Source organism: Noviherbaspirillum sp. (genome assembly GCF_035944575.1).
Classification (GTDB): domain Bacteria; phylum Pseudomonadota; class Gammaproteobacteria; order Burkholderiales; family Burkholderiaceae_D; genus Noviherbaspirillum.
In genome coordinates, this window is sequence record NZ_DASZBA010000216.1 from 1 (window position 1) to 20045 (window position 20045).

The following is a 20045-nucleotide window of genomic DNA, read 5'->3' on the forward strand; positions in this document are numbered from 1 at the left end:
CGGGCGCAGGAAAAAGCCGCATGGAGAACGATTTCCATGCGGCGGCATGTCTGAAATCTATCCTCCGTGCGTCACCGGCCTGACTTTCGCCGCCGCTTCCTTGGCACGCTTGCGCGCCGTTTCCACGTCATCCGCGACAGCCAGCGCCACGCCCATGCGCCGCTTTTTGAAGGACTCCGGCTTGCCGAACAGCCGAATATCGACGCCCGGTACAGTCAGCGCGTCGGCCACGCCTTCGAAAGCAATCGCCTTCGCTTCGTGCTGTCCGTAGATGACGGCAGAGGCGGCAGGGGATTTCAGCGCCACATTCACCGGCAGACCGAGAATCGCCTTCGCATGGACCTCGAATTCGCTCTGCCACTGGCTTGCCATCGTCACCATGCCGGTATCGTGCGGCCTCGGGCTGACCTCCGAAAACCAGACCATCTCATCCTTGACGAACAGCTCGACGCCGAAGAGTCCGAGTCCGCCGAGATTCTCGGTCACCTTGCGGGCGATATCGCGCGACTTCGCCAGCGCCGCCGGATGCATCGGATGCGGCTGCCAGGATTCAACATAATCTCCATCGACCTGCACGTGGCCGATCGGATCGCAGAAAAACGTGTCCGTCTCGCCATTCGCACTACGGGCGCGAACCGTCAGTTGCGTGATCTCGTAATCGAAATCGATGAAACCTTCGACGATCACCCGGCCGGCGTTGACCCGGCTTCCCGCTGCGGCGTAGTTCCAGGCCGCCTCGACCTCGCCGGCGCTGTCGATCTTCGATTGCCCCTTGCCGGACGACGACATCACCGGCTTGATGACGCAGGGAAAGCCGATTTCGGCGCAGGCAGCCTGCAGTTCCGCCAGGCTGTCGGCGAAGCGGTAGGGCGATGTCGGCAAACCCAATTCTTCTGCCGCCAGCCGTCGGATGCCTTCCCTGTTCATCGTGAGCCAGGCGGCGCGGGCGGTCGGGATGACGGTTGCCTTGCCGGCCTTTTCCAGTTCCATGAGCGCCGGCGTGGCGATGGCTTCGATTTCAGGCACGACGAGGTCCGGCTTTTCCTGTTCGATCAGGGCGGTAAGGGCCGCGCCGTCGGTCATGTTGATGACATGGGCGCGATGCGCAACCTGGTGCCCGGGTGCATTCGGATAGCGGTCGACGGCGATGACTTCGACCCCGAGACGCTGAAGGGCGATGATGACTTCCTTGCCGAGTTCGCCGGAGCCGAGCAGCATGACCTTGACGGCAGACGGAGATAAGGGGGTGCCGAGACGGGTGGGGATATTCATGACGGAAATTGTGGTTGAGAGTAGGGCTTGTGGTTGAGAGTAGGGCGATGGAGCGGTGGATGGGATACCGGTGAGAATGGCTGCCCGACGATAGCAAAATCCGGGGGGCTTTGCACGCGGATCGGCAGGGATCGATGCCAGGGCGAGAAATGCCCGGACGAAAAAAAGCCGCCGTGATTAAACGGCGGCTGCAAGCCGGACGTGCGGGAAAGCGCGTCCGGGACGACTATAACCTTAATCTCCAGCGTAAATGTCCAGGTCCTTGGTTTCCTTGACGAACAGCATGCCGATCACGAATGTGAGCAGGGCGATGATGATCGGATACCAGAGGCCGTAGTAGATGTCGCCCTTGTAGGCCACCAGCGCGAAGGCCGTGGTCGGCAGCAGGCCGCCGAACCAGCCGTTACCGATGTGATACGGCAACGACATCGATGTGTAGCGGATACGGGTCGGGAACATCTCCACCAGCATCGCGGCGATCGGGCCGTACACCATGGTCACGTAAATTACCAGGATCACCAGCAGCACTAGGACCATGCCCTTGTTGATCTGGGCCGGATCAGCCTTTGCAGGGTAGCCTGCGGCCTTGATCGAGTCAGCCAGCTCTTTCGAGAAGGCCTTGTCCTTGGCGGCGGCTTCGTCTTTCGACAGCTTGCTGGCGTCATAGGACGTGATGACCTTGTCGCCGATCTTGACGGTTGCCACGGTGCCGGCAGGCGCTGCTTCGTTTGAATAAGCAACGGAAGCGGCAGCCAGTTTTGCCTTGATGATGTCGCAGGACGAAGTGAACTTCTTGGTGCCTGTTGGGTTGAACTGGAACTGGCAATCGTCCGGATTGGCAGTCACCACGACTGGTGCGTTGACCAGTGCGGCTTCCAGCGCCGGATTGGCGTAGTGCGTGATGGCCTTGAAGATCGGGAAATAAGTCACGGCGGCAATCAGGCAGCCTGCCATGATGATCTTCTTGCGTCCAATCCTGTCCGACAGCGAGCCGAACACGATGAAGAACGGTGTGCCGATCACGAGTGCCGCGGCGATCAGCAGGTTGGCGGTAGCCGGTTCGACCTTCAGTGTCTGCGTCAGGAAGAACAGTGCGTAGAACTGGCCGGTGTACCAGACCACTGCCTGGCCGGCGGTCAGGCCGATCAGGGCCAGGATCACGATCTTCAGGTTTTTCCACTGACCGAATGCTTCGGACAACGGTGCCTTGGAGGTCCGTCCTTCGGCCTTCATCTTGGCGAACGCCGGCGATTCATTCATCGACAAGCGGATCCAGACCGAGATGGCCAGCAGGAAGATTGACAGCAGGAATGGGATACGCCATCCCCAATCGGCAAACGCGGCTTCGCCCATCGCGGTACGGGTGCCCAGAATCACCATCAGCGACAGGAACAGACCGAGTGTCGCGGTGGTTTGGATCCAGGCGGTGAAGGCGCCGCGCTTTCCGTTTGGCGCATGTTCTGCAACATAGGTGGCCGCGCCGCCGTATTCGCCGCCGAGCGCGAGGCCCTGCAGGATACGTAGCGTGATGAGGATGATCGGCGCTGCAATGCCAATCGATGCGTAGGTAGGCAACAGGCCGACGATGAATGTCGACACGCCCATGATCAGGATGGTGACGAGGAAGGTGTATTTACGGCCGATCATGTCGCCGAGGCGGCCGAACACCAGCGCGCCGAAAGGACGGACGATGAAACCGGCGGCAAACGCGAGCAGCGCAAAGATGAACGCTGTATTGGGGTCGGTGCCGGCAAAGAATTGCTTCGCAATAATTGCGGCAAGTGAGCCGTAAAGATAAAAGTCGTACCACTCGAACACGGTCCCTAACGACGAGGCGAAGATGACCTTCTTCTCCTCTGCCGTCATGGTGTGCGCAGTTGTCTGTGCTGTCGCCATGCTAATCTCCTCGAATAATAAATATAAAGTGCAAAGCCTCGCGGCATTGCTTGCACGGGCCGAGTGTGCGACTTGAACCTTACACAATACTTGCTTCAAACTTACAGAAACTTACAGCCCCGAATGGGTGCTGCCGCGGGCGGGAACCGAACCGGAGAGCCGGGAATCGATGGCTTATCCGATGGAAATTTTTTGCGAACGATCGTGCTAAAAATATGCTATTCTGATATTCGTTTTTTCCCCGGTCGAGTGGTTGGCTGTTCCCCGTTTCGAACCGACCTTCGTGTCAACACAGATCAACATAATTCAATTCAAGGAGCCTCAAATGACTGACGCCGTCATCGTATCCACCGCCCGCACCGGCCTTGCCAAATCCTGGAAAGGTGCATTCAATATGACCCACGGCGCGACCTTGGGCGGCCATGTGCTGAAGGCGGCGATCGAGCGCGCCAAGATTGAAGCCGGCGAGGTGGAAGACGTGATCATGGGCTGCGCCACACCGGAAGGCGCCACCGGCAGCAACATCGCGCGCCAGATTGCACTGCGCGCCGGCTGCCCGGTCACCACCGCCGGCATGACTATCAACCGTTTCTGTTCCTCCGGCCTGCAGACCATCGCAACCGCCGCGCAGCGAGTGATCGCCGGCGAAGGCGACATCTATGCCGCAGGCGGTGTCGAATCCATTTCCTGCGTGCAGCAGGAAGCCAACAGCCACATGCTGGCCGAAGTCTGGCTGAGAAAGAACAAGCCTGAAATCTACTGGCCGATGCTGCAGACGGCCGAGACCGTCGCCAAGCGCTACAACATCAGCAAGGAACGCCAGGACGAGTACGGCGTCCAGAGCCAGCAACGCGCCGCCGCCGCTCAGGCAGCTGGCAAGTTCAATGACGAGATCGTGCCGATGACCACCATCATGGGCGTGGCCGACAAGGAAAGCGGCATGCTGATCTCCCGCGAAGTTACGATTTCCGCTGACGAAGGCATTCGCGCCGACACCACCATCGAAGGCGTGTCGAAGATCCGTACCGCGCTGCCGGGCGGCGTGATCACTGCCGGCAATGCCAGCCAGTTCTCCGACGGCGCATCGGTCGCCATCGTCATGAACAGCAAGCTCGCCGAACAGAAAGGCCTGCAGCCGCTGGGGATCTACCGCGGCTTCGCAATCGCCGGCTGCGAGCCGGATGAAATGGGTATCGGCCCGGTTTTCGCGATTCCGAAACTGCTGAAGAAAGCCGGCCTGAAAGTCGAGGACATCGGCCTGTGGGAACTGAATGAAGCGTTCGCGGTGCAGGTGCTGTACTGCCGCGACAAGCTGGGCATTCCAGCCGACCGCCTGAACGTCAACGGCGGCGCGATCGCCGTCGGCCATCCCTATGGCGTGTCGGGCGCCCGCCTGACCGGCCATGCATTGATCGAAGGCAAGCGCCGCGGCGCGAAATACGTGGTGGTGACGATGTGCATCGGCGGCGGCCAGGGCGCCGCTGGCCTGTTCGAAGTGGTGTAATCGGCGCCGAGCGCGCACGCACCTCAAGCCATCGTCATTAACTGTTTGCGTCCTCCAGCCGCCGTCACGCGGGGTGGAGGACGGAGGTTGAACCATGCAATCCAAGATCATTTCCCGCCGCGATCTCGAATTCGTTTTGTATGAATGGCTGAATGCGGAGGCGCTGACTCAGCGCGGTCGCTACAGCGACCATTCCCGCGAAACCTTCAATGCGGCGCTCGATACCTGCGAGCAGATCGCCACCGACCTGTTCGAACCCCACAATAAAAAGAACGACCAGGAGGAACCGCATTTCGACGGCGAGACCGTCCATATCATTCCTGAAGTAAAGACCGCCCTGAAGGCATTCTGCGAGTCCGGCCTGATGGCCGCCGGGCAGGATTATGAAATGGGCGGCATGCAGTTGCCGGTGCTGATCGAAAAAGCCGGCCTGGCCTATTTCAAGGGCGCCAACGTCGGTACATCGTCCTATCCGTTCCTGACCATCGGCAATGCCAACACGCTGCTCAAATGCGGGACGCCGGAGCAGATCAATACCTTCGTCAAGCCGATGCTGGAAGGGCGTTTCTTCGGCACCATGTGCCTGTCGGAGCCTCAGGCCGGTTCGTCGCTGTCCGACATTACCACCCGCGCGGAACCCCAGGAGGACGGCACCTATCGACTCAAGGGCAACAAGATGTGGATTTCGGCAGGCGAACACGAACTGTCGGAAAACATCGTGCACCTGGTGCTGGCAAAAGTCCCCGGCCCGGACGGCAAGCTGATCCCGGGCGTGAAAGGCATCTCGCTGTTCATCGTACCGAAGAAACTCGTGAATTCGGACGGCAGCGTGGGCGAGCGCAACGATGTGGTGCTGGCAGGGCTGAACCACAAGATGGGTTATCGCGGCACGACCAACTGCCTGCTGAATTTCGGCGAAGGCAAGTTCAAGCCGCAGGGCAAGCCGGGCGCGATCGGTTATCTGGTAGGCGAGGTGCACAAGGGCCTGGCCAACATGTTCCACATGATGAACGAAGCGCGCATCGGCGTCGGCCTCGGCGCGGTGATGCTGGGTTACACCGGCTACCTGCATTCGCTGGAATATGCGCGCGAGCGGCCGCAGGGCCGGCATCCCGGCGCGAAGGACCCGGCCCAGCCGCAGATTCCCATTGTCCAGCACACCGACGTCAAGCGCATGCTGCTGGCGCAGAAAGCCTATGTGGAAGGCGGTCTCGCGCTCAACCTGTATTGCGCGCGGCTGGTCGACGACGAGCGCACGCTGGAGTCGCCGGACGAACGCCGCCACGCGACGCTGCTGCTCGACATCCTGACGCCGATCGCCAAATCCTGGCCGTCGCAATGGTGCCTGGAGGCAAACAGTCTGGCGATCCAGATCCACGGTGGCTACGGCTACACCCGTGAATACAATGTCGAGCAGTTTTATCGCGATAACCGCCTGAACCCGATCCATGAAGGCACGCATGGTATCCAGGGCCTGGACCTGCTGGGCCGGAAAGTGTCGATGCAGAACGGCGCGGCATTCGAGGCACTGGTAGCCGAAATCCGCAAGACGCTGTCCAAGGCCTCCGAGGTGCAGGAGCTGGCCGGATATGCGAAGTCCCTTGGCGATGCGTGGCAGCGTATCGGTGCCGTTACCCGTACCCTGTATGCGGCCGGCGACATGAACAAAACGCTGGCCAACGCATCGGTGTACCTGGAAGCATTCGGCCATGCGGTCGTGGCGTGGATGTGGCTGCAGCAGGCGATGCTGGCGGTCGGCAAGAGCGGGCATGACGCCGATTTCTATCAGGGGAAACTGCAGGCCTGCGCCTATTTCTTCAAATGGGAATTGCCGAAGGTACAGCCGCAGCTCGATCTGCTGGAGAGCATCGATACGACGACGCTGGATATGCAGGATGCGTGGTTCTGAGCTCTTCCACTCTTAAGAACTTTCACCCTTGTAGAACTCCTTCCCCCTTTCAGGGGGCGTAGCAGGGAATTTGGACAGCATGCTGTCCGCCTGCGAAGCGGATTGTCCGTAAGGGCAGTCCGCTTGGTTGGGAAGGGGCGGCCCGTGCAGGGGTAGTGAGGTCGAATCGACCGCATGCAATAGCACAACCTCACTACCCCCACGCTCACCCTCCCCCTGACAGGAGGAGGGAATTTTTTCTCTATTTTTTCAAAGTCACCCCATGCTCAAACACATCGTCATGTGGAAGCTGAAAGACCAGGCCGAAGGCGTGGACAAGGCGACCAACGCCTTGAGAATGAAAGAACTCCTCGACGCCTGCGCCGGTATCGTGCCCGGCATCCTGAAATTCGAAGTGGCGCTCGCTCAGCCCGATCTCGAGGCAACCTACGACGTCGTGCTGTACTCCGAATTCACATCGAAAGCCGCGCTCGACGCCTACCAGGAACATCCGCAGCATGTGGCATTGAAACCGTTCATCGGCGCAATTCGCGAAGCGCGCCAATGCATGGATTACGAAATTTAAATTGAACCAGAAAAAGGAGACGCAATGCGCACCATACAACAGCTGTTTAATCTCGAAGGAAAGACTGCACTCGTCACCGGCGGATCGCGCGGCCTTGGCTTGCAGATCGCCGAAGCGCTCGGCGAGCAGGGCGCGAAAATCGTGCTGTCCTCGCGCAAGCAGGCGGACCTCGACGAAGCGGTCGCCCACCTGAAGCAGCGCGGCATCGAAGCCAGCGCGATCGCCGCCGACGTGTCTCAGGAGTCCGCGATCGCGCCGCTGGTTGCTGAAGCGATCAAGCGCCTCGGGCACATCGACATCCTGATCAACAATGCGGGCGCCACCTGGGGTGCGCCGGCGGAAGATCATCCGATCGAAGCCTGGGACAAGGTGATGAACCTGAATGTGCGCAGCATCTTCCTGCTGTCGCAGGCGGTGGCCAAGCAATCGATGATCCCTCGCAAGTATGGCCGTATCGTCAATGTCGCGTCGATCGCCGGCCTGTCCGGCAACGGCCCGAATTCAATGCAAACGATCGCCTACAACACGTCCAAGGGCGCGGTAGTCAATTTCACCCGCACGCTGGCAGGTGAATGGGGCAAGCACGGCATCACGGTGAATGCGCTTGCCCCGGGCTTCTTCCCGTCCAAGATGACCAAGGGCGTGCTGGAAAATCTGGGCGAGGAAAATCTCGCGAAACGCGCGCCGCTGCAGCGTATCGGCGACGATGAAGACCTGAAGGGCGCGGCATTGCTGTTCGCATCGGACGCCGGCAAACACATCACCGGCCAGATCCTGGCAGTCGACGGCGGCGTGTCGGCGGTTCATTGATGGATTTTTCGCAATCACCGCCGCAGCCGTTTCCTTCCGTCATTCCCTTTCTGCACGACGTCGGCGTGGAATTTCTCGGGATGGAAAACGGCGAGGCCGCCGTCGCGCTTACTCTGGAGCCGCGCCATATGAACAGCTGGCACGTCACCCACGGCGGCGTGGTCATGACCTTGCTGGATGTGGTGATGTCCATGGCCGGCCGGTCGCTCGATCCGGATGCGCGCGGCGGCGTGACGGTCGAGATGAAGACCAGTTTTTTCCAGCCGGCCGGAACATCCGGCAACCGCATCATCGCCAAGGGCAAGGCATTCCATCGCTCGACCACCATGTGCTTCTGCGAAGGCGAATTGTGGAACGGCGACAAGCTTACCGCCAAGGCGATGGGCACCTTCAAATACCTGAAGCGGCTGGATGCGGCCAAGAAGCTGGATCACGAATAGCAGTGGTGCGGGCGGCTCTGCCCGCATGTATCTACACGACATACAACGCGGGCGCATGTCTGCGCCTCTACATAAAGAAAGTGTGAGCACGCCATGGCAACTTTTAAACGCATCGTACTGGCCTCCCGTCCGAAAGGCCAGGTTACTCCGGACAACTTCCGCCTCGAAGAAGTGCCGGTCCCGTCACTGAAGGACGGCGAAGTCCTGATCCGCAACCATTTCCTGTCGCTTGATCCGTACATGCGCATGCGCATGGAAGACGTCAAGAGCTATGCGGCACCGCAGGCATTGAACGAAACGATGATCGGCGGCACGGCCGGCGAGATCGTGGAATCGAAGAATCCGAAATTTGCGGTCGGCGACAAGGTCGTCGGCATGATGGGCTGGTCGGAGATGGGCGTTTCCGACGGCACCCTGTTGCGCAAGGTCGATACGGCACACATTCCGCTGTCGGCATATCTTGGATCAGTCGGCATGCCGGGCATGACCGCATGGTACGGGCTCACGCAGATCATGCAGCCGAAAGAGGGCGAAACCATCGTCGTCTCCGCCGCCAGCGGCGCGGTCGGCAGCGTAGTAGGACAGCTTGCGAAGCAACGCGGCTGCCGTGCGGTCGGCATCGCCGGCGGCAAGGAAAAATGCGCATACGTGGTCGACGAGCTCGGCTTTGACGCCTGCATCGACTACAAGGCCGGCAATCTGGAAGCCGACCTGGCGAAAGCGACACCGAACGGCATCGACGCCATATTCGAAAATGTCGGCGGCGAGATTTTCGATGCCTGCCTGGCACGCATGAACGCGTTCGGCAGGATCGCGCTCTGCGGCCTGATCGCCGGCTATGACGGTGAACCGATGGCGATCAGGAATACCCGTGCGTTCCTGACCATGCGGCTGACGATGCGCGGCTTCATCGTGTCCGAGCACCCGGAATTATGGCCGCAGGGCTTGAAGGAACTGGGCACGCTGGTGGCAACCGGCAAGCTGAAGTTCCGGGAGTCGGTTGCGCCTTCGCTCGAGGCGGCGCCGGAGGCATTCATCGGACTGTTAAAGGGCAAGAACTTCGGGAAGCAGTTGGTGAAGCTGGTTTGAGATGGCAAATATCACCATGCGATGCTTAAACAATAACCGCACGGCACTTTCCCCCTGCTAGGCGGAAGGTTGGGCTGGGGCGGCCCGCGTAGGGGTGGCAAGTTTAAACTGCTGCATCCAGTCAATCAGCGTCGCTACTCCATTCCGGACCGATTCCTCTTCCTGCCAAGGAGAGAAAACCAGCCTGATTCGCCTATCCGCACCGTACCAAGGAGTCTCAATGTCAGACCTGATATTTCACCATTACGCCAACTCGCCGTTCTCGGAAAAAGTCCGCACCATCTTCGGCTACAAGAAACTCCCCTGGAAATCGGTGCTGATCCCCGCCATCATGCCGAAACCCAATCTCACTGCGCTGACCGGCGGCTACCGCAAGACACCGGTACTGCAAATAGGCGCCGACATCTATTGCGACACCGCGCTGATCGCCAATGTACTGGAGCAGATTGCGCCCGCGCCGACCCTGTATCCGCCGGAGACAGAGGGTGTGGCCAGAACGCTCGCGCAATGGGCCGATTCGACACTGTTCTGGACAGTGATCCCCTATATCTTCCAGCAACCGGCTGCGATTCAAAGCATTCTCGGTGGCGCGACGCCGGAGCAGATGAAAGCATTTGCAGCCGATAGAGCCGGCTTCCGCGGCAATGCACCTCGCATCTCGGTCGGCGAGGCGACCGGCAGCCTGCTTGAATATCTGCGCCGGCTGGAGAACATGATTGGCAACGGCAAGCATTACTTGCTCGGGGCTCAGCCGTGCATTGCGGATTTCTCGGTCTATCACTGCCTTTGGTTTGTGCAGAAAGCAAAGGAGGTTGCATCGATTCTTGATCGCGCTCCGCGTCTTCAGGCATGGATGGCGCGCATGGCGGCGATCGGTCATCATCAGTTCGAAGCGATGAGCGGTGAGCAGGCGCTGGAAGCCGCGCGTTCCGCAAGCCCGGCCAACATTGATGCGGCGTTCGTCAATACCTTCGGTATTGCGCTCGGTGAACAGGTGACGATCGCGCCGACGGACTATGGCATCGATCCGGTCGAAGGCGAACTGGTGATGGCCACCGACAACGAACTGGCCGTGCGCCGCACCGACCCGCAGGCAGGAACCGTCGTCGTGCACTTTCCGCGCCTCGGGTTTCAATTGAAAAAGATCTAAATATCAGCCTACCCATTCAGGAGACACACATGAAAGACTTCAAGGACAAGGTCGCCGTCATCACCGGCGGTGCAAGCGGTTTCGGACGCGAATTCGCCAACATCGGCTTGCGCCTCGGCATGAAGCTGGTTCTGGCCGACGTGCAACAGGAGCAACTCGACAAGGTAAAGGCCGAACTCGAAGCGCAGGGCGCGCAAGTATTGGCGATGCGCTGCGACGTGCGCAAGCCGGAGGAGGTGCAGGCGTTGGCCGATGCCACCATGGAAAAATTCGGCGCGGTGCATCTCGTATTCAACAACGCGGGCGTCGGTTCGGGCGGCCTGGTCTGGGAAAACTCGCTGGCTGACTGGGAATGGGTGCTCGGCGTCAACCTCTGGGGCGTGGTGCATGGCGTGCGCACTTTCACGCCGCTGATGCTGGAATGCGCGAAGAAGGACCCCACTTATGAAGGACATATCGTCAATACCGCGTCGATGGCCGGCATGCTGAATGCGCCCAACATGGGCATCTACAATGTGTCCAAGCATGCGGTCGTGTCGCTTTCGGAGACCCTGTATCATGACCTTAAATTGATCAAGGCGCCGATCGGCGCTTCGGTGCTGTGCCCGTACTTCGTCCCGACCGGCATCTCCAATTCCGAGCGCAGCCGTCCCGACGACGTGAAGTCCGATGCAGGACCGACACCCAGCCAGATCGCGGCCCAGGCGGTCTCCGAAAAGGCGGTTTCTTCCGGAAAGGTGTCGGCGGCACAGGTGGCAGAGTTCACTTTCAACGCCATCGCCGAAAACCGCTTCTACGTTTACTCGCACCCGAATGCGCTGGGCAACGTCCAGACCCGCATGGAAGACATCATCCTGCAGCGCAATCCGAGCGATCCTTTTGAAGCGGCGCCGCATATCCGCGAAATGCTGCAAGCCAAACTGAACGTCAACTAATGCAAGCGGGAGCGACCATGCCAGCCACCATCCAGAGCAACCAATTTGCCGCGCTGCCGAACGGCACCCGGCTGCATTTCGCCAGCGCAGGGGAGAAGGGCAAGCCGCTGATCCTGTTCGTGCACGGTTTTCCCGAGTTCTGGTACGAGTGGGAAGCGCAGCTTGCGGAATTCGGCACCGACCACTTCGCCGTCGCTCCCGACCTGCGCGGCTTCAACCTGTCGGACATGCCGTCCGACCTCGGCGCTTACAAGGCCAAGCATATCGTCGACGACCTGCGTCAGCTTGCGACATATCTCGGCTACGAAAAATTCGTGATGGTCGCGCATGACTGGGGCGGCGCGATTGCATGGAATTTCGCTATCGGGCTGCCGCAGCTTCTGCACCGGCTGATCATCGTGAATTCGCCGCATCCGTATCTCTTCATGCAAGCGCTGGCCAACGACCCGGAACAGAAAAAGGCCAGCGAATACATGAACTGGCTGCGCGCAGAAGGTTCGGAGAGCGCGCTTGCGAAGGATAACTTCGCATTGCTGGAAAATTTGCTGAACGGCATGGGGAAATCGCCCACGCCGTGGTTCACGCCTGACGTCAGGCGGAAATACCATGAGTGCTGGTCGCGCGGACTGACCGGCGGCGTCAATTACTACCGCGCGTCGCCCCTGCATCCGCCAACCGACCAGCATGCTGGTCCGCTGAAGCTGCAGCTCGACCCGAAGGATTTCCGCATCACGATACCGACCCGCGTGATCTGGGGCGAGAACGATATGGCATTGCCGAAGACCTTGCTGGATGGACTGGACGATTTCATCGATGATCTGAAAATCGAGCGCATTCCAGAAGGCTCGCACTGGATCATTCACGAGCAGCCGGAACGGGTCAACCGTCTGATACGCGGCTTCCTCGCCGATTGAGCAAACACCACTTGATTATTTTCTGAGTCACCATGGCACGCGAAGATTTCTCCTTCTTTCATCAACTCCGCGTCCGCTGGGCGGAGGCGGATATGCAGGGCATCGTATTCAACGGACACTATCTGACGTATTTTGATGTAGCGTTCACCGAGTATTGGCGCGCGACCGGCTTGCCGGGGGTGCTGCAGCAGGCGAAGGACGGCCGGGAGATGTTCGCCCGCAAGGCTACTGTTGAATTTATCGCGCCCGCCCGCTTTGATGACATTCTCGACATCGGCGTGCGCTGCGCCGGCTTTGGCCGTTCATCGGTACGCTTCATCGTGGAGATTCATCTCGGCGACCAGCACCTGATATCCGGTGAGCTGTTCTACGTTTATGCTGACACTGCCGTGCGCAAGGGCGTGCCGTTTCCGGAAGATTGGCGCGCGACCATCACGCGCCTTGAAAAAGTCCCGCCGCAAGCCCTATGAAAATCAGTTTGACCATAGGCGGCTGGGAAAGCCTGAAGCAGGAGGCGCAGCCGGTGCGCTATGAAGTATTCGTGCTGGAGCAGAATGTTCCGGTCGAGCTTGAGTGGGACGACATGGACTCCGTAAGCCTGCACGCCCTGGCCCGCGATGAGCAGGGCAGGGCGCTCGGTACCGGAAGACTGCTGCCGGACGGTCATATCGGCCGCATGGCGGTGAAGAAGGCCGCGCGAGGCACCGGTGTCGGCGGCCGCATCCTGGAAGCGCTGATGCAGCAGGCGAGGGAGCGGGGAGACAAGACGGTGATCCTGAGTGCGCAGACGCATGCCGCGCCGTTCTACAGCCGGTTTGGTTTTGTGCAGGAAGGGGAGGAGTTTATGGAAGCCGGCATTCCGCATATTCAGATGCGGCACGACTTCAGCTAGTGCGTAAAGGCGGTACTTTTCCAAACACGCCGAAGGAGCAGCGGCCCGCCTCGCTGGAGTAGTGCTCCAGTCCTATCTTTGCTTTGCCAACGTGAGTGGCCCACCGGGGCTAGTCTCTTCGGAGAGCCGATGGCATTGCATTACCGGGGCCACGCCGCAACTCTGGATTCCCCCTTGCAGAACGCGTTCCGACTTGCAAACTGATAGCGTTTTGCAGATGGATGGCATGCTGTCCAAAATCTCCGCAAAACGCTTTGAAGCGATGACAAGCGTTTTATAGCCGATTTCGACGATTGAATGATTACCGAATCGCCCGCTCCCTCAATTCGGCTCCATCACCCTCATACAACCGCACCAACGTCGAACTCCGCGTCCCGTACTCCGGCAATTCGATACACACTGCCGACAACGCCCGCTCCCATTCCAGGCTGATTCCCGTCTGCGGCAACCGGCAATCCGAAGCGATCGTGGTATCGCTCAGCATCTCGAAATAGGCATCTTCCGGCGCCCCCTGGCAGAGCAGGCTGGCAAACTGCGCCTTGGTACTCACCACCTTCGGCCAGGGCGTATCGAGCGCTCCGTTGGAGAGGCCATAGATGCCGGGTGGCAGAGGGCAGCCATTACGTTCGTCGTTTGCGGTATTGGAGTACCAGATCAGCTTGCTTTTATCGCCGATCAGCAGGTTGAAGCCATTGTACAAATGTGCCCGCCCGGAGATTTCGCGCACGTAGTCGTCCGGGCCTGCCTCATTGTCCAGATAATCGGCAACCAAGGCACCGCGTGTCGGCGCGTCGCCACGCTTCTGGTCGGGCGCGCGGACGTTGGTGACGGCGGCGAATCGACCGTTTCGATTGACTCCCATCCAGGTGCCGCCGCCCTGTAGATCCCGGCCTGCGTAAATCCGGGGACGGTCCGTCCACCAGGCGGCGGGGACAGCGGGGCGGTTGTAGAATTCATCGCGGTTGCCGGCGGCGATCAGCGGAATGCCGGGAACGACTTTCCAGGCAAAGACGATCAGGCACATATGGAGCAGTCCAGAAAATATTCCATGTTGCGTTTGCCTTCGATCAGTGTGATGAGGTCGGTCTGCGCGACAACCTGCTCCAGCCGCATGTCGAAACCGTCGGGTATGGCAAGGTACACCTCCATCCAGGTGTGCTGTCCTTGCTGTTCTTCGGGACGTCGCTTGAGTGCGGTGACGATACCATATTCCCGCGAAATAGATTGCTGCAGCGCCAGGACCGTCAGCTGCAGTCTGCGTGCGTGCTCGGAGCGTACGCGGTAATAGATATACAAGTCCTTCATGCGTGAACCGCCGGCTCAGGCAGCGTCCGGCAGGGCATAAGGCAGGCTGCCGAAACGCAGCACGGGGCCATTCGCGGAACCGAGATGCACGCCGGATTGGTCCAATGCAGCAATTTTCATTTCGACCAGGCAATCCATGCCGCCGGCATCGTTCTTTTCGGCATTGACGATCATGCCGCAGGGCTGGTCCGGGTCGGCGGCGGAAAACACCTCCATGCCGGCGCGCGCATCGGCGGTCTCGACCGATGCAAGCATCATCCGACGCTTGAGCTTGCCGAGGTACTGGCTGCGGGCAACGATTTCCTGGCCGGGATAGCAGCCTTTCTTGAAATTCACGCCGCCGACCAGTTCGAAATTGACCATCTGCGGCACGAACTGCTCCTGGGTAGGCTGGGTGATGCGCGGGATCCCGGCATGGATTTCCGACAGACGCCACAAGGCGGCGCCTGCCGGCGGCAATTTGGCGGTCAGCGTCGGCCAGGCGGCCTGCGCCGTATCCGGGGCGGTGATCCAGAGATAACGGGGAACCGAGAACGCATCAGGCATTCGGATCAGGATGCCGGCGTCGGATTCGGTCTTCGCATAAGGGGCCGATGGCGGAGTCGGAAACCATTGCATCAGCAATCCGGCCACATCATGTCCGGCCAGGCCGAGCGCTACGTGCGTGTCGGACGCGTCGTTCAGCTTGACTTTGGCGCGCAGCACGAACATCTGCAAGCGCTTCTGCACGGCCGCCTGGATCGAACGCGGCAATTGCAGCATTACGCCATCACCGGCCCGCCACATCAGCATGCTGGCGAGCAGACGGCCCTTTGGTGAACAATATCCCGCCAGCCGGGCTTCCGACGGCCCGAGATGCTCCACGTCATTGGTCAGCTGGTTATGCAGGAAAACAGCCGCTTCCTCGCCGGTTGCGGCGATCAGGCCAAGATCGGTGAGCGGCGCAACGAAGGCCGACGGAGTCGGGCTGTCGCCCGCAAAACCGAGAACGTCCTTGCCCTCGTCGAGGACGGCACTGTGCTGGATCAAGAATTGCAACCATGTATTCATTTCGGCGGTCTCAAACTAAAAATGGTTTTATCATCACGGCTCGATTATAGTGAGCCCGCAAAAATTCGTTCGATTCATTCAGCTTCCCGTTCCAGGCATCGTTTTGATCAAAAAATTCCTTCTCTTTGTCGTCATTTTCGCCATGCTCGCCGCTGGCGTGACGGTTTTCTGGGCAAACCGGCCGATTCTTGATGCGGGTCAGCAGCCGCTCGAATTCACCATCCGCTCCGGCAGCAGCGTGGCCGGCACCGCCGAGCAGATCGCCGCAGCGGGAGCGCCGGTAAATCCTACCTTGTTCGCCGTGCTCGCCCGCCTGAGCGGCAAGGGCGCACGGCTGAAGGCCGGCCATTATGAACTGAAACCCGGCACCTCGCCGTTGGGCCTGATCGATCAGCTTGTCCGGGGTGAATTTGCACAGGAATCGCTGGCAATCATCGAGGGATGGACATTCCGCCAGATGCGTCAGGCCATTGATGCGCATCCCGCGCTGAAACATGACACCGCGTCGCTCTCCGATGCCGAACTGATGCAGAAATTGGCGCCGGATTACCGCATGCCGGAAGGCCTGTTTTTCCCGGATACCTATCGGTTTGCGAAGGGATCAAGCGATATCCAGGTCTACAAGCAGGCGCACGCTTTGATGCTCAAGCGCCTGAACCAGGAGTGGGCCAGGCGCGATCCATCGTTGCCGTACAAAAATCCCTATGAAGCACTGATCATGGCATCCATCATCGAAAAGGAGACCGGGCAGAAATCCGAGCGCAACATGATTGCCGCCGTCTTCGTCAATCGGCTCAGGCTCGGCATGCTGCTGCAGACCGATCCGACGGTGATTTACGGCATGGGCGACAAGTTCAAGGGCAATATCCGCAAGCGTGACCTGGAAACCGACACGCCATACAACAGCTACACCCGCCCAGGGCTGCCGCCGACACCGATCGCCTTGCCCGGTGCGGAGTCGCTGGCTGCAGCACTGAATCCGGCCGCCAGCAATGCGCTGTATTTCGTTGCGCGTGGCGACGGTACCAGCGAATTTTCAGCAAATCTCGCCGACCATAATCGCGCGGTCAATAAATTCCAGCGATAATGCGGGTCGACCGATCACTAGTGAATCACCGTTCATGGCAAGAGGCAAATTCATCACATTCGAGGGCATCGACGGCGCCGGCAAGTCGACTCACCTGACAAGGTTCGCCGAGCTGCTGGCTGCCCGTGGCAGGACGGTGATCACGACACGCGAGCCGGGCGGCACCCCCCTGGGCGAAAAGCTGCGCGAACTGCTTCTGCACGAAACGATGCACCTTGAAACCGAGGCCCTGCTGATGTTCGGCGCGCGGCGGGAACACCTTGCCCAGATCATCGAGCCGGCCCTGGGGCGCGGCGACTGGGTGATTTCGGACCGTTTCACCGATGCGACCTTCGCCTACCAGGGCGGCGGGCGGAAGCTGGACAAGCAAAAGCTGGCTGCATTGGAACAGTGGGTGCACCCACACCTGCAGCCAGACCTGACGCTGCTGTTCGACGTGCCGCTGGATGTGGCACGGTCGCGCCTGGATGCAAGCCGGGAGCTGGACAAGTTCGAACAGGAAAAGGCGGACTTTTTCGCCGACACCCGCGCCGAATATCTGCGCAGGGCCTCCGAATTTCCGGAGCGTTTCCGCATCATCGACTCCACGAGGCCGTTTTCCGAAGTGCATGACGAGCTGAAAAAGCTGGCCGCGACGCTGTGATATCCGCATGACGACCACGAAGTATCCATGGCAGGACGAGGCATGGGCGCAGTTGCAGCAGCTTCGCGCCCGGCTGCCGCACGCAATTCTTTTCCACGGTTCGGAAGGCATCGGTAAAACCGCGTTTGCCGAGCGCTTTGCGCAATCGCTGCTTTGCCAGACACCTCTCGCGGACGGCGACGCCTGCGGCACATGCGATTCCTGCGGCTGGTTTTCCCAATACAACCATCCCGACTACCGGCGAGTGCGCCCCGAGATCCTGGAAGAAGATTCGGTCGAGGGAGACGATGCCGAAGGCGACGGGAAAAAATCCGCGAAGGCGGCCAAGACGCCGTCCAAGGAAATAAAGATCGATCAGATTCGCGGGCTCGCGGATTTCATGAATATCTCCACGCACCGCCAGGGAATGCGTATCGTCCTGCTTTATCCGGCGGAGGCATTGAACACCATGGCGGCCAACGCCTTGCTCAAGACACTGGAAGAACCGCCGCCCCATACGGTGTTCCTGTTGGTCTGCAATGGACTTGATCGTCTTTTGCCGACGATCCTGTCTCGCTGCAGAAAGTTCGCCTTGGCGATGCCATCCTGGCAACAAGCCCTTGCCTGGCTATCCGCGCAGGGGATTGCCCAGCCCGACGCATGGCTGGCGGAGCAGGGCGGCGCACCGCTGGCTGCCTTCGCAATGGCCCAATCCGGATCACGTGAAATCCTGGATGAATTTCTCGCCGGCCTTGCCAAACCGAGCATCGACAGCGCGTTGAAAACGGCGGAACGTCTGCAGAAGACGCCTGTCGTTGATCTTGTTGCTTGGATGCAACGTTGGCTCTATGATGTTTTCTCGGTGAAACTTTCAGGCACAATCCGGTATTATCCCCGGTACGAAAAAGATCTCGGCGTGCTCGCCCGGCGGGTAGAGCTGCCAAACTTGCTGCGTGCATTGAAATCGGTGAACGAGCGCCGTGCGATTGCGGAGCATCCGCTGTCGGCACGGCTATTCATCGAAGACATGCTGATCGATTATGTACACCTCTTTCCTTAAAGGACCGTCATGGCAGAATCAAGCATAATGCCGGGCGCGGCAGCCAGCGGTGCCGCGGTTGCGCGGCCATCGGTACTATCACTCCCCATCAAGGAAAAGGCGGCGCTCTACGCAGCCTATATGCCCTTTATCAACAACGGCGGCATATTCGTCCCCACCAACAAGGCGTACAAGATCGGCGACGAGATCTATCTCATTCTTACCCTGATGGATGATCCGGCGAAATATCCGATCGCCGGCAAGGTCGCCTGGGTCACCCCCGCCGGTGCCGGCAACGGTAAAGCGCAGGGTATTGGCGTTCAGTTTTCCGTCGATGAAAGCGGCCAGCGGGCCAAGCTGCGCATCGAGGAATTACTCGGCGCCGCACTGCGATCTTCCAGGGCAACCCACACTCTTTAACTGTTTCCGCATGCCGTATTCTCACCGCCTCGCCCGGCCGGACGATCTTCCCGCCATCGTCGCCATCTACAACAGCACTGTCGCCTCCCGTGAAGTGACTGCCGATACCGAACCGGTCAGCGTGGAATCGCGCCGCGCATGGTTCGACGAACATGCGCCCGAACGCAGGCCGCTCTGGGTCGCCGAGGACGCCGGAGAAATCATCGGCTGGCTGTCGTACTCGAATTTCTACGGCCGGCCCGCATACTCAGGCACGGCGGAACTGTCCATCTACATCCACGAAAACGCGCGCGGCAGGGGACTTGGCCGTTATTTTCTGCAGCACGCCATCGATTACGCGCCTGAAATTTCGGTGCATACCTTGCTCGGGTTTATCTTCGGCCACAATGTTCCCAGCCTGAAACTGTTCGATGCGTTCGGTTTCGAGCGTTGGGCGACGATGCCCCGTGTCGCAACGCTGGATGGCATCGAGCGCGACCTGATCATCGTGGGCAAGCGCGTCGCGTAGCGTCCGGAGCGGACTTTTCGGGTGGGGCCATTCGTCGTGCATCGGCGTAAAATACGCCGATGTATATCGATTCCCACTGCCACATCAACTTCCCCGAACTCGCCGCCCGACTGCCGGAAATCTTCGGCAAGATGGCCGACAACCGCGTCAGCCATGCGCTGTGCGTGTCCGTCGATCTGCCGGATTTCCCGCAGGTGCTGAGCCTCGCCGAGACCTATCCCAATGTATTTGCCTCGGTCGGGGTGCATCCCGATTACGAGGACACGCCCGAGCCGAGCGTCGAGCAGCTTGCCGCCATGTCCGATCATCCGAAGATTGTCGCCATTGGCGAGACCGGGCTGGATTATTACCGGTTGCAGGGCGACCTGGAATGGCAACGCGAACGTTTCCGGGTCCATATCCGTGCATCGCGGGCGACCGGCAAGCCGCTGATCATCCACACCCGTTCCGCTTCGGAAGACACCATCCGCATCATGCGCGAGGAAGGTGCCGGGACGGACGCCGGCGGCGCGGCGGGCGTGATGCATTGCTTCACCGAATCGCTGCAGGTGGCGGAGGCCGCGATGGAGATGGGGTTCTACATCTCGTTTTCGGGGATTGTCACGTTCAAGAGCGCAAGGGAATTGCAGGCCGTAGCG

General features: G+C 60.0%; 22 protein-coding genes. 17 read left to right on the forward strand and 5 right to left on the reverse strand.

The window, feature by feature from the left end:
• Positions 1 to 57 precede the first annotated feature (57 nt).
• Together purT and VGU61_RS17190 are read right to left on the reverse strand one after the other, a co-directional pair.
• The gene (gene purT, locus VGU61_RS17185; RefSeq protein WP_326860431.1) at positions 58 to 1272 is read right to left on the reverse strand and encodes a formate-dependent phosphoribosylglycinamide formyltransferase; all 1215 of its coding nucleotides are present in this window, start codon (positions 1270 to 1272) and stop codon (positions 58 to 60) included.
• Between the two features lie 234 nt (positions 1273 to 1506).
• Complete coding sequence (locus VGU61_RS17190; protein WP_326860432.1) at positions 1507 to 3168, reverse strand: MFS transporter; 1662 nt, start codon at positions 3166 to 3168, stop codon at positions 1507 to 1509.
• A gap of 325 nt (positions 3169 to 3493) precedes the next feature.
• Here VGU61_RS17190 and VGU61_RS17195 point away from each other — a divergent pair, with 325 nt between their 5' ends.
• The 11 genes from VGU61_RS17195 to VGU61_RS17245 all read left to right on the forward strand — a co-directional run bounded on the left by VGU61_RS17195 (position 3494) and on the right by VGU61_RS17245 (position 13376).
• Positions 3494 to 4672 carry an acetyl-CoA C-acyltransferase gene (locus VGU61_RS17195; RefSeq protein ID WP_326860433.1) on the forward strand — a complete coding sequence of 393 codons (1179 nt, stop codon included), beginning with the start codon at positions 3494 to 3496 and terminating at the stop codon, positions 4670 to 4672.
• Between the two features lie 94 nt (positions 4673 to 4766).
• Positions 4767 to 6581 (forward strand): acyl-CoA dehydrogenase, encoded by a 1815-nt coding sequence (locus tag VGU61_RS17200; protein ID WP_326860434.1) that lies wholly within the window; start codon positions 4767 to 4769, stop codon positions 6579 to 6581.
• A gap of 262 nt (positions 6582 to 6843) precedes the next feature.
• Positions 6844 to 7146: a Dabb family protein gene (locus tag VGU61_RS17205; protein WP_326860435.1), complete on the forward strand. Its 303-nt coding sequence runs from the start codon at positions 6844 to 6846 to the stop codon at positions 7144 to 7146.
• Between the two features lie 24 nt (positions 7147 to 7170).
• The gene (locus VGU61_RS17210) at positions 7171 to 7956 is read left to right on the forward strand and encodes an SDR family oxidoreductase (RefSeq protein WP_326860436.1); all 786 of its coding nucleotides are present in this window, start codon (positions 7171 to 7173) and stop codon (positions 7954 to 7956) included.
• Positions 7956 to 8396 carry a PaaI family thioesterase gene (locus VGU61_RS17215; RefSeq protein ID WP_326860437.1) on the forward strand — a complete coding sequence of 147 codons (441 nt, stop codon included), beginning with the start codon at positions 7956 to 7958 and terminating at the stop codon, positions 8394 to 8396. Before VGU61_RS17210 ends, VGU61_RS17215 begins: the two co-directional genes overlap by 1 nt.
• A 93-nt stretch (positions 8397 to 8489) precedes the next feature.
• Positions 8490 to 9485: an NADP-dependent oxidoreductase gene (locus tag VGU61_RS17220; protein WP_326860438.1), complete on the forward strand. Its 996-nt coding sequence runs from the start codon at positions 8490 to 8492 to the stop codon at positions 9483 to 9485.
• Positions 9486 to 9705: 220 nt separating this feature from the next.
• The gene (locus VGU61_RS17225) at positions 9706 to 10635 is read left to right on the forward strand and encodes a glutathione S-transferase family protein (protein ID WP_326860439.1); all 930 of its coding nucleotides are present in this window, start codon (positions 9706 to 9708) and stop codon (positions 10633 to 10635) included.
• A 29-nt stretch (positions 10636 to 10664) separates the two neighbouring features.
• Positions 10665 to 11570 carry an SDR family oxidoreductase gene (locus tag VGU61_RS17230; protein WP_326860440.1) on the forward strand — a complete coding sequence of 302 codons (906 nt, stop codon included), beginning with the start codon at positions 10665 to 10667 and terminating at the stop codon, positions 11568 to 11570.
• Between the two features lie 17 nt (positions 11571 to 11587).
• Positions 11588 to 12484, forward strand: coding sequence for an alpha/beta hydrolase (locus VGU61_RS17235; protein ID WP_326860441.1), 897 nt, complete (start codon positions 11588 to 11590; stop codon positions 12482 to 12484).
• A 92-nt stretch (positions 12485 to 12576) separates the two neighbouring features.
• Positions 12577 to 12954, forward strand: a complete 378-nt coding sequence (locus tag VGU61_RS17240) for a thioesterase family protein (RefSeq protein WP_326860442.1) — start codon at positions 12577 to 12579, stop codon at positions 12952 to 12954.
• Complete coding sequence (locus tag VGU61_RS17245) at positions 12951 to 13376, forward strand: GNAT family N-acetyltransferase (protein WP_326860443.1); 426 nt, start codon at positions 12951 to 12953, stop codon at positions 13374 to 13376. Before VGU61_RS17240 ends, VGU61_RS17245 begins: the two co-directional genes overlap by 4 nt.
• A 301-nt stretch (positions 13377 to 13677) precedes the next feature.
• Here VGU61_RS17245 and VGU61_RS17250 read toward each other — a convergent pair whose 3' ends face one another.
• Genes VGU61_RS17250 through VGU61_RS17260 form a run of 3 tightly spaced genes read right to left on the reverse strand, consistent with a single transcriptional unit; the run spans position 13678 to position 15731 of the window.
• The gene (locus VGU61_RS17250) at positions 13678 to 14400 is read right to left on the reverse strand and encodes an NRDE family protein (RefSeq protein WP_326860444.1); all 723 of its coding nucleotides are present in this window, start codon (positions 14398 to 14400) and stop codon (positions 13678 to 13680) included.
• Positions 14391 to 14681, reverse strand: a complete 291-nt coding sequence (locus tag VGU61_RS17255) for a DUF4936 family protein (protein ID WP_326860445.1) — start codon at positions 14679 to 14681, stop codon at positions 14391 to 14393. Before VGU61_RS17255 ends, VGU61_RS17250 begins: the two co-directional genes overlap by 10 nt.
• Positions 14682 to 14696: 15 nt before the next feature.
• Entirely contained in the window at positions 14697 to 15731 is a 1035-nt protein-coding gene (locus VGU61_RS17260; protein ID WP_326860446.1) for a folate-binding protein, read from the reverse strand.
• A 97-nt stretch (positions 15732 to 15828) separates the two neighbouring features.
• Between VGU61_RS17260 and mltG the strand changes: the two genes are divergently transcribed.
• The 6 genes from mltG to VGU61_RS17290 all read left to right on the forward strand — a co-directional run.
• Positions 15829 to 16818, forward strand: a complete 990-nt coding sequence (mltG, locus tag VGU61_RS17265; protein WP_414691655.1) for an endolytic transglycosylase MltG — start codon at positions 15829 to 15831, stop codon at positions 16816 to 16818.
• A 34-nt stretch (positions 16819 to 16852) separates the two neighbouring features.
• The gene (gene tmk / locus VGU61_RS17270) at positions 16853 to 17461 is read left to right on the forward strand and encodes a dTMP kinase (RefSeq protein WP_326860447.1); all 609 of its coding nucleotides are present in this window, start codon (positions 16853 to 16855) and stop codon (positions 17459 to 17461) included.
• 7 nt (positions 17462 to 17468) lie between these two features.
• Complete coding sequence (locus VGU61_RS17275; protein WP_326860448.1) at positions 17469 to 18500, forward strand: DNA polymerase III subunit delta'; 1032 nt, start codon at positions 17469 to 17471, stop codon at positions 18498 to 18500.
• 9 nt (positions 18501 to 18509) lie between these two features.
• A complete protein-coding gene (locus VGU61_RS17280; RefSeq protein ID WP_326860449.1) occupies positions 18510 to 18899 on the forward strand; it encodes a PilZ domain-containing protein in 390 nt (129 codons plus the stop codon).
• A 10-nt stretch (positions 18900 to 18909) separates the two neighbouring features.
• Positions 18910 to 19407, forward strand: a complete 498-nt coding sequence (locus VGU61_RS17285; protein WP_326860450.1) for a GNAT family N-acetyltransferase — start codon at positions 18910 to 18912, stop codon at positions 19405 to 19407.
• A 59-nt stretch (positions 19408 to 19466) separates the two neighbouring features.
• A partial coding sequence (locus tag VGU61_RS17290) for a TatD family hydrolase (RefSeq protein ID WP_326860451.1) occupies positions 19467 to 20045 on the forward strand: 579 nt, incomplete at its 3' end.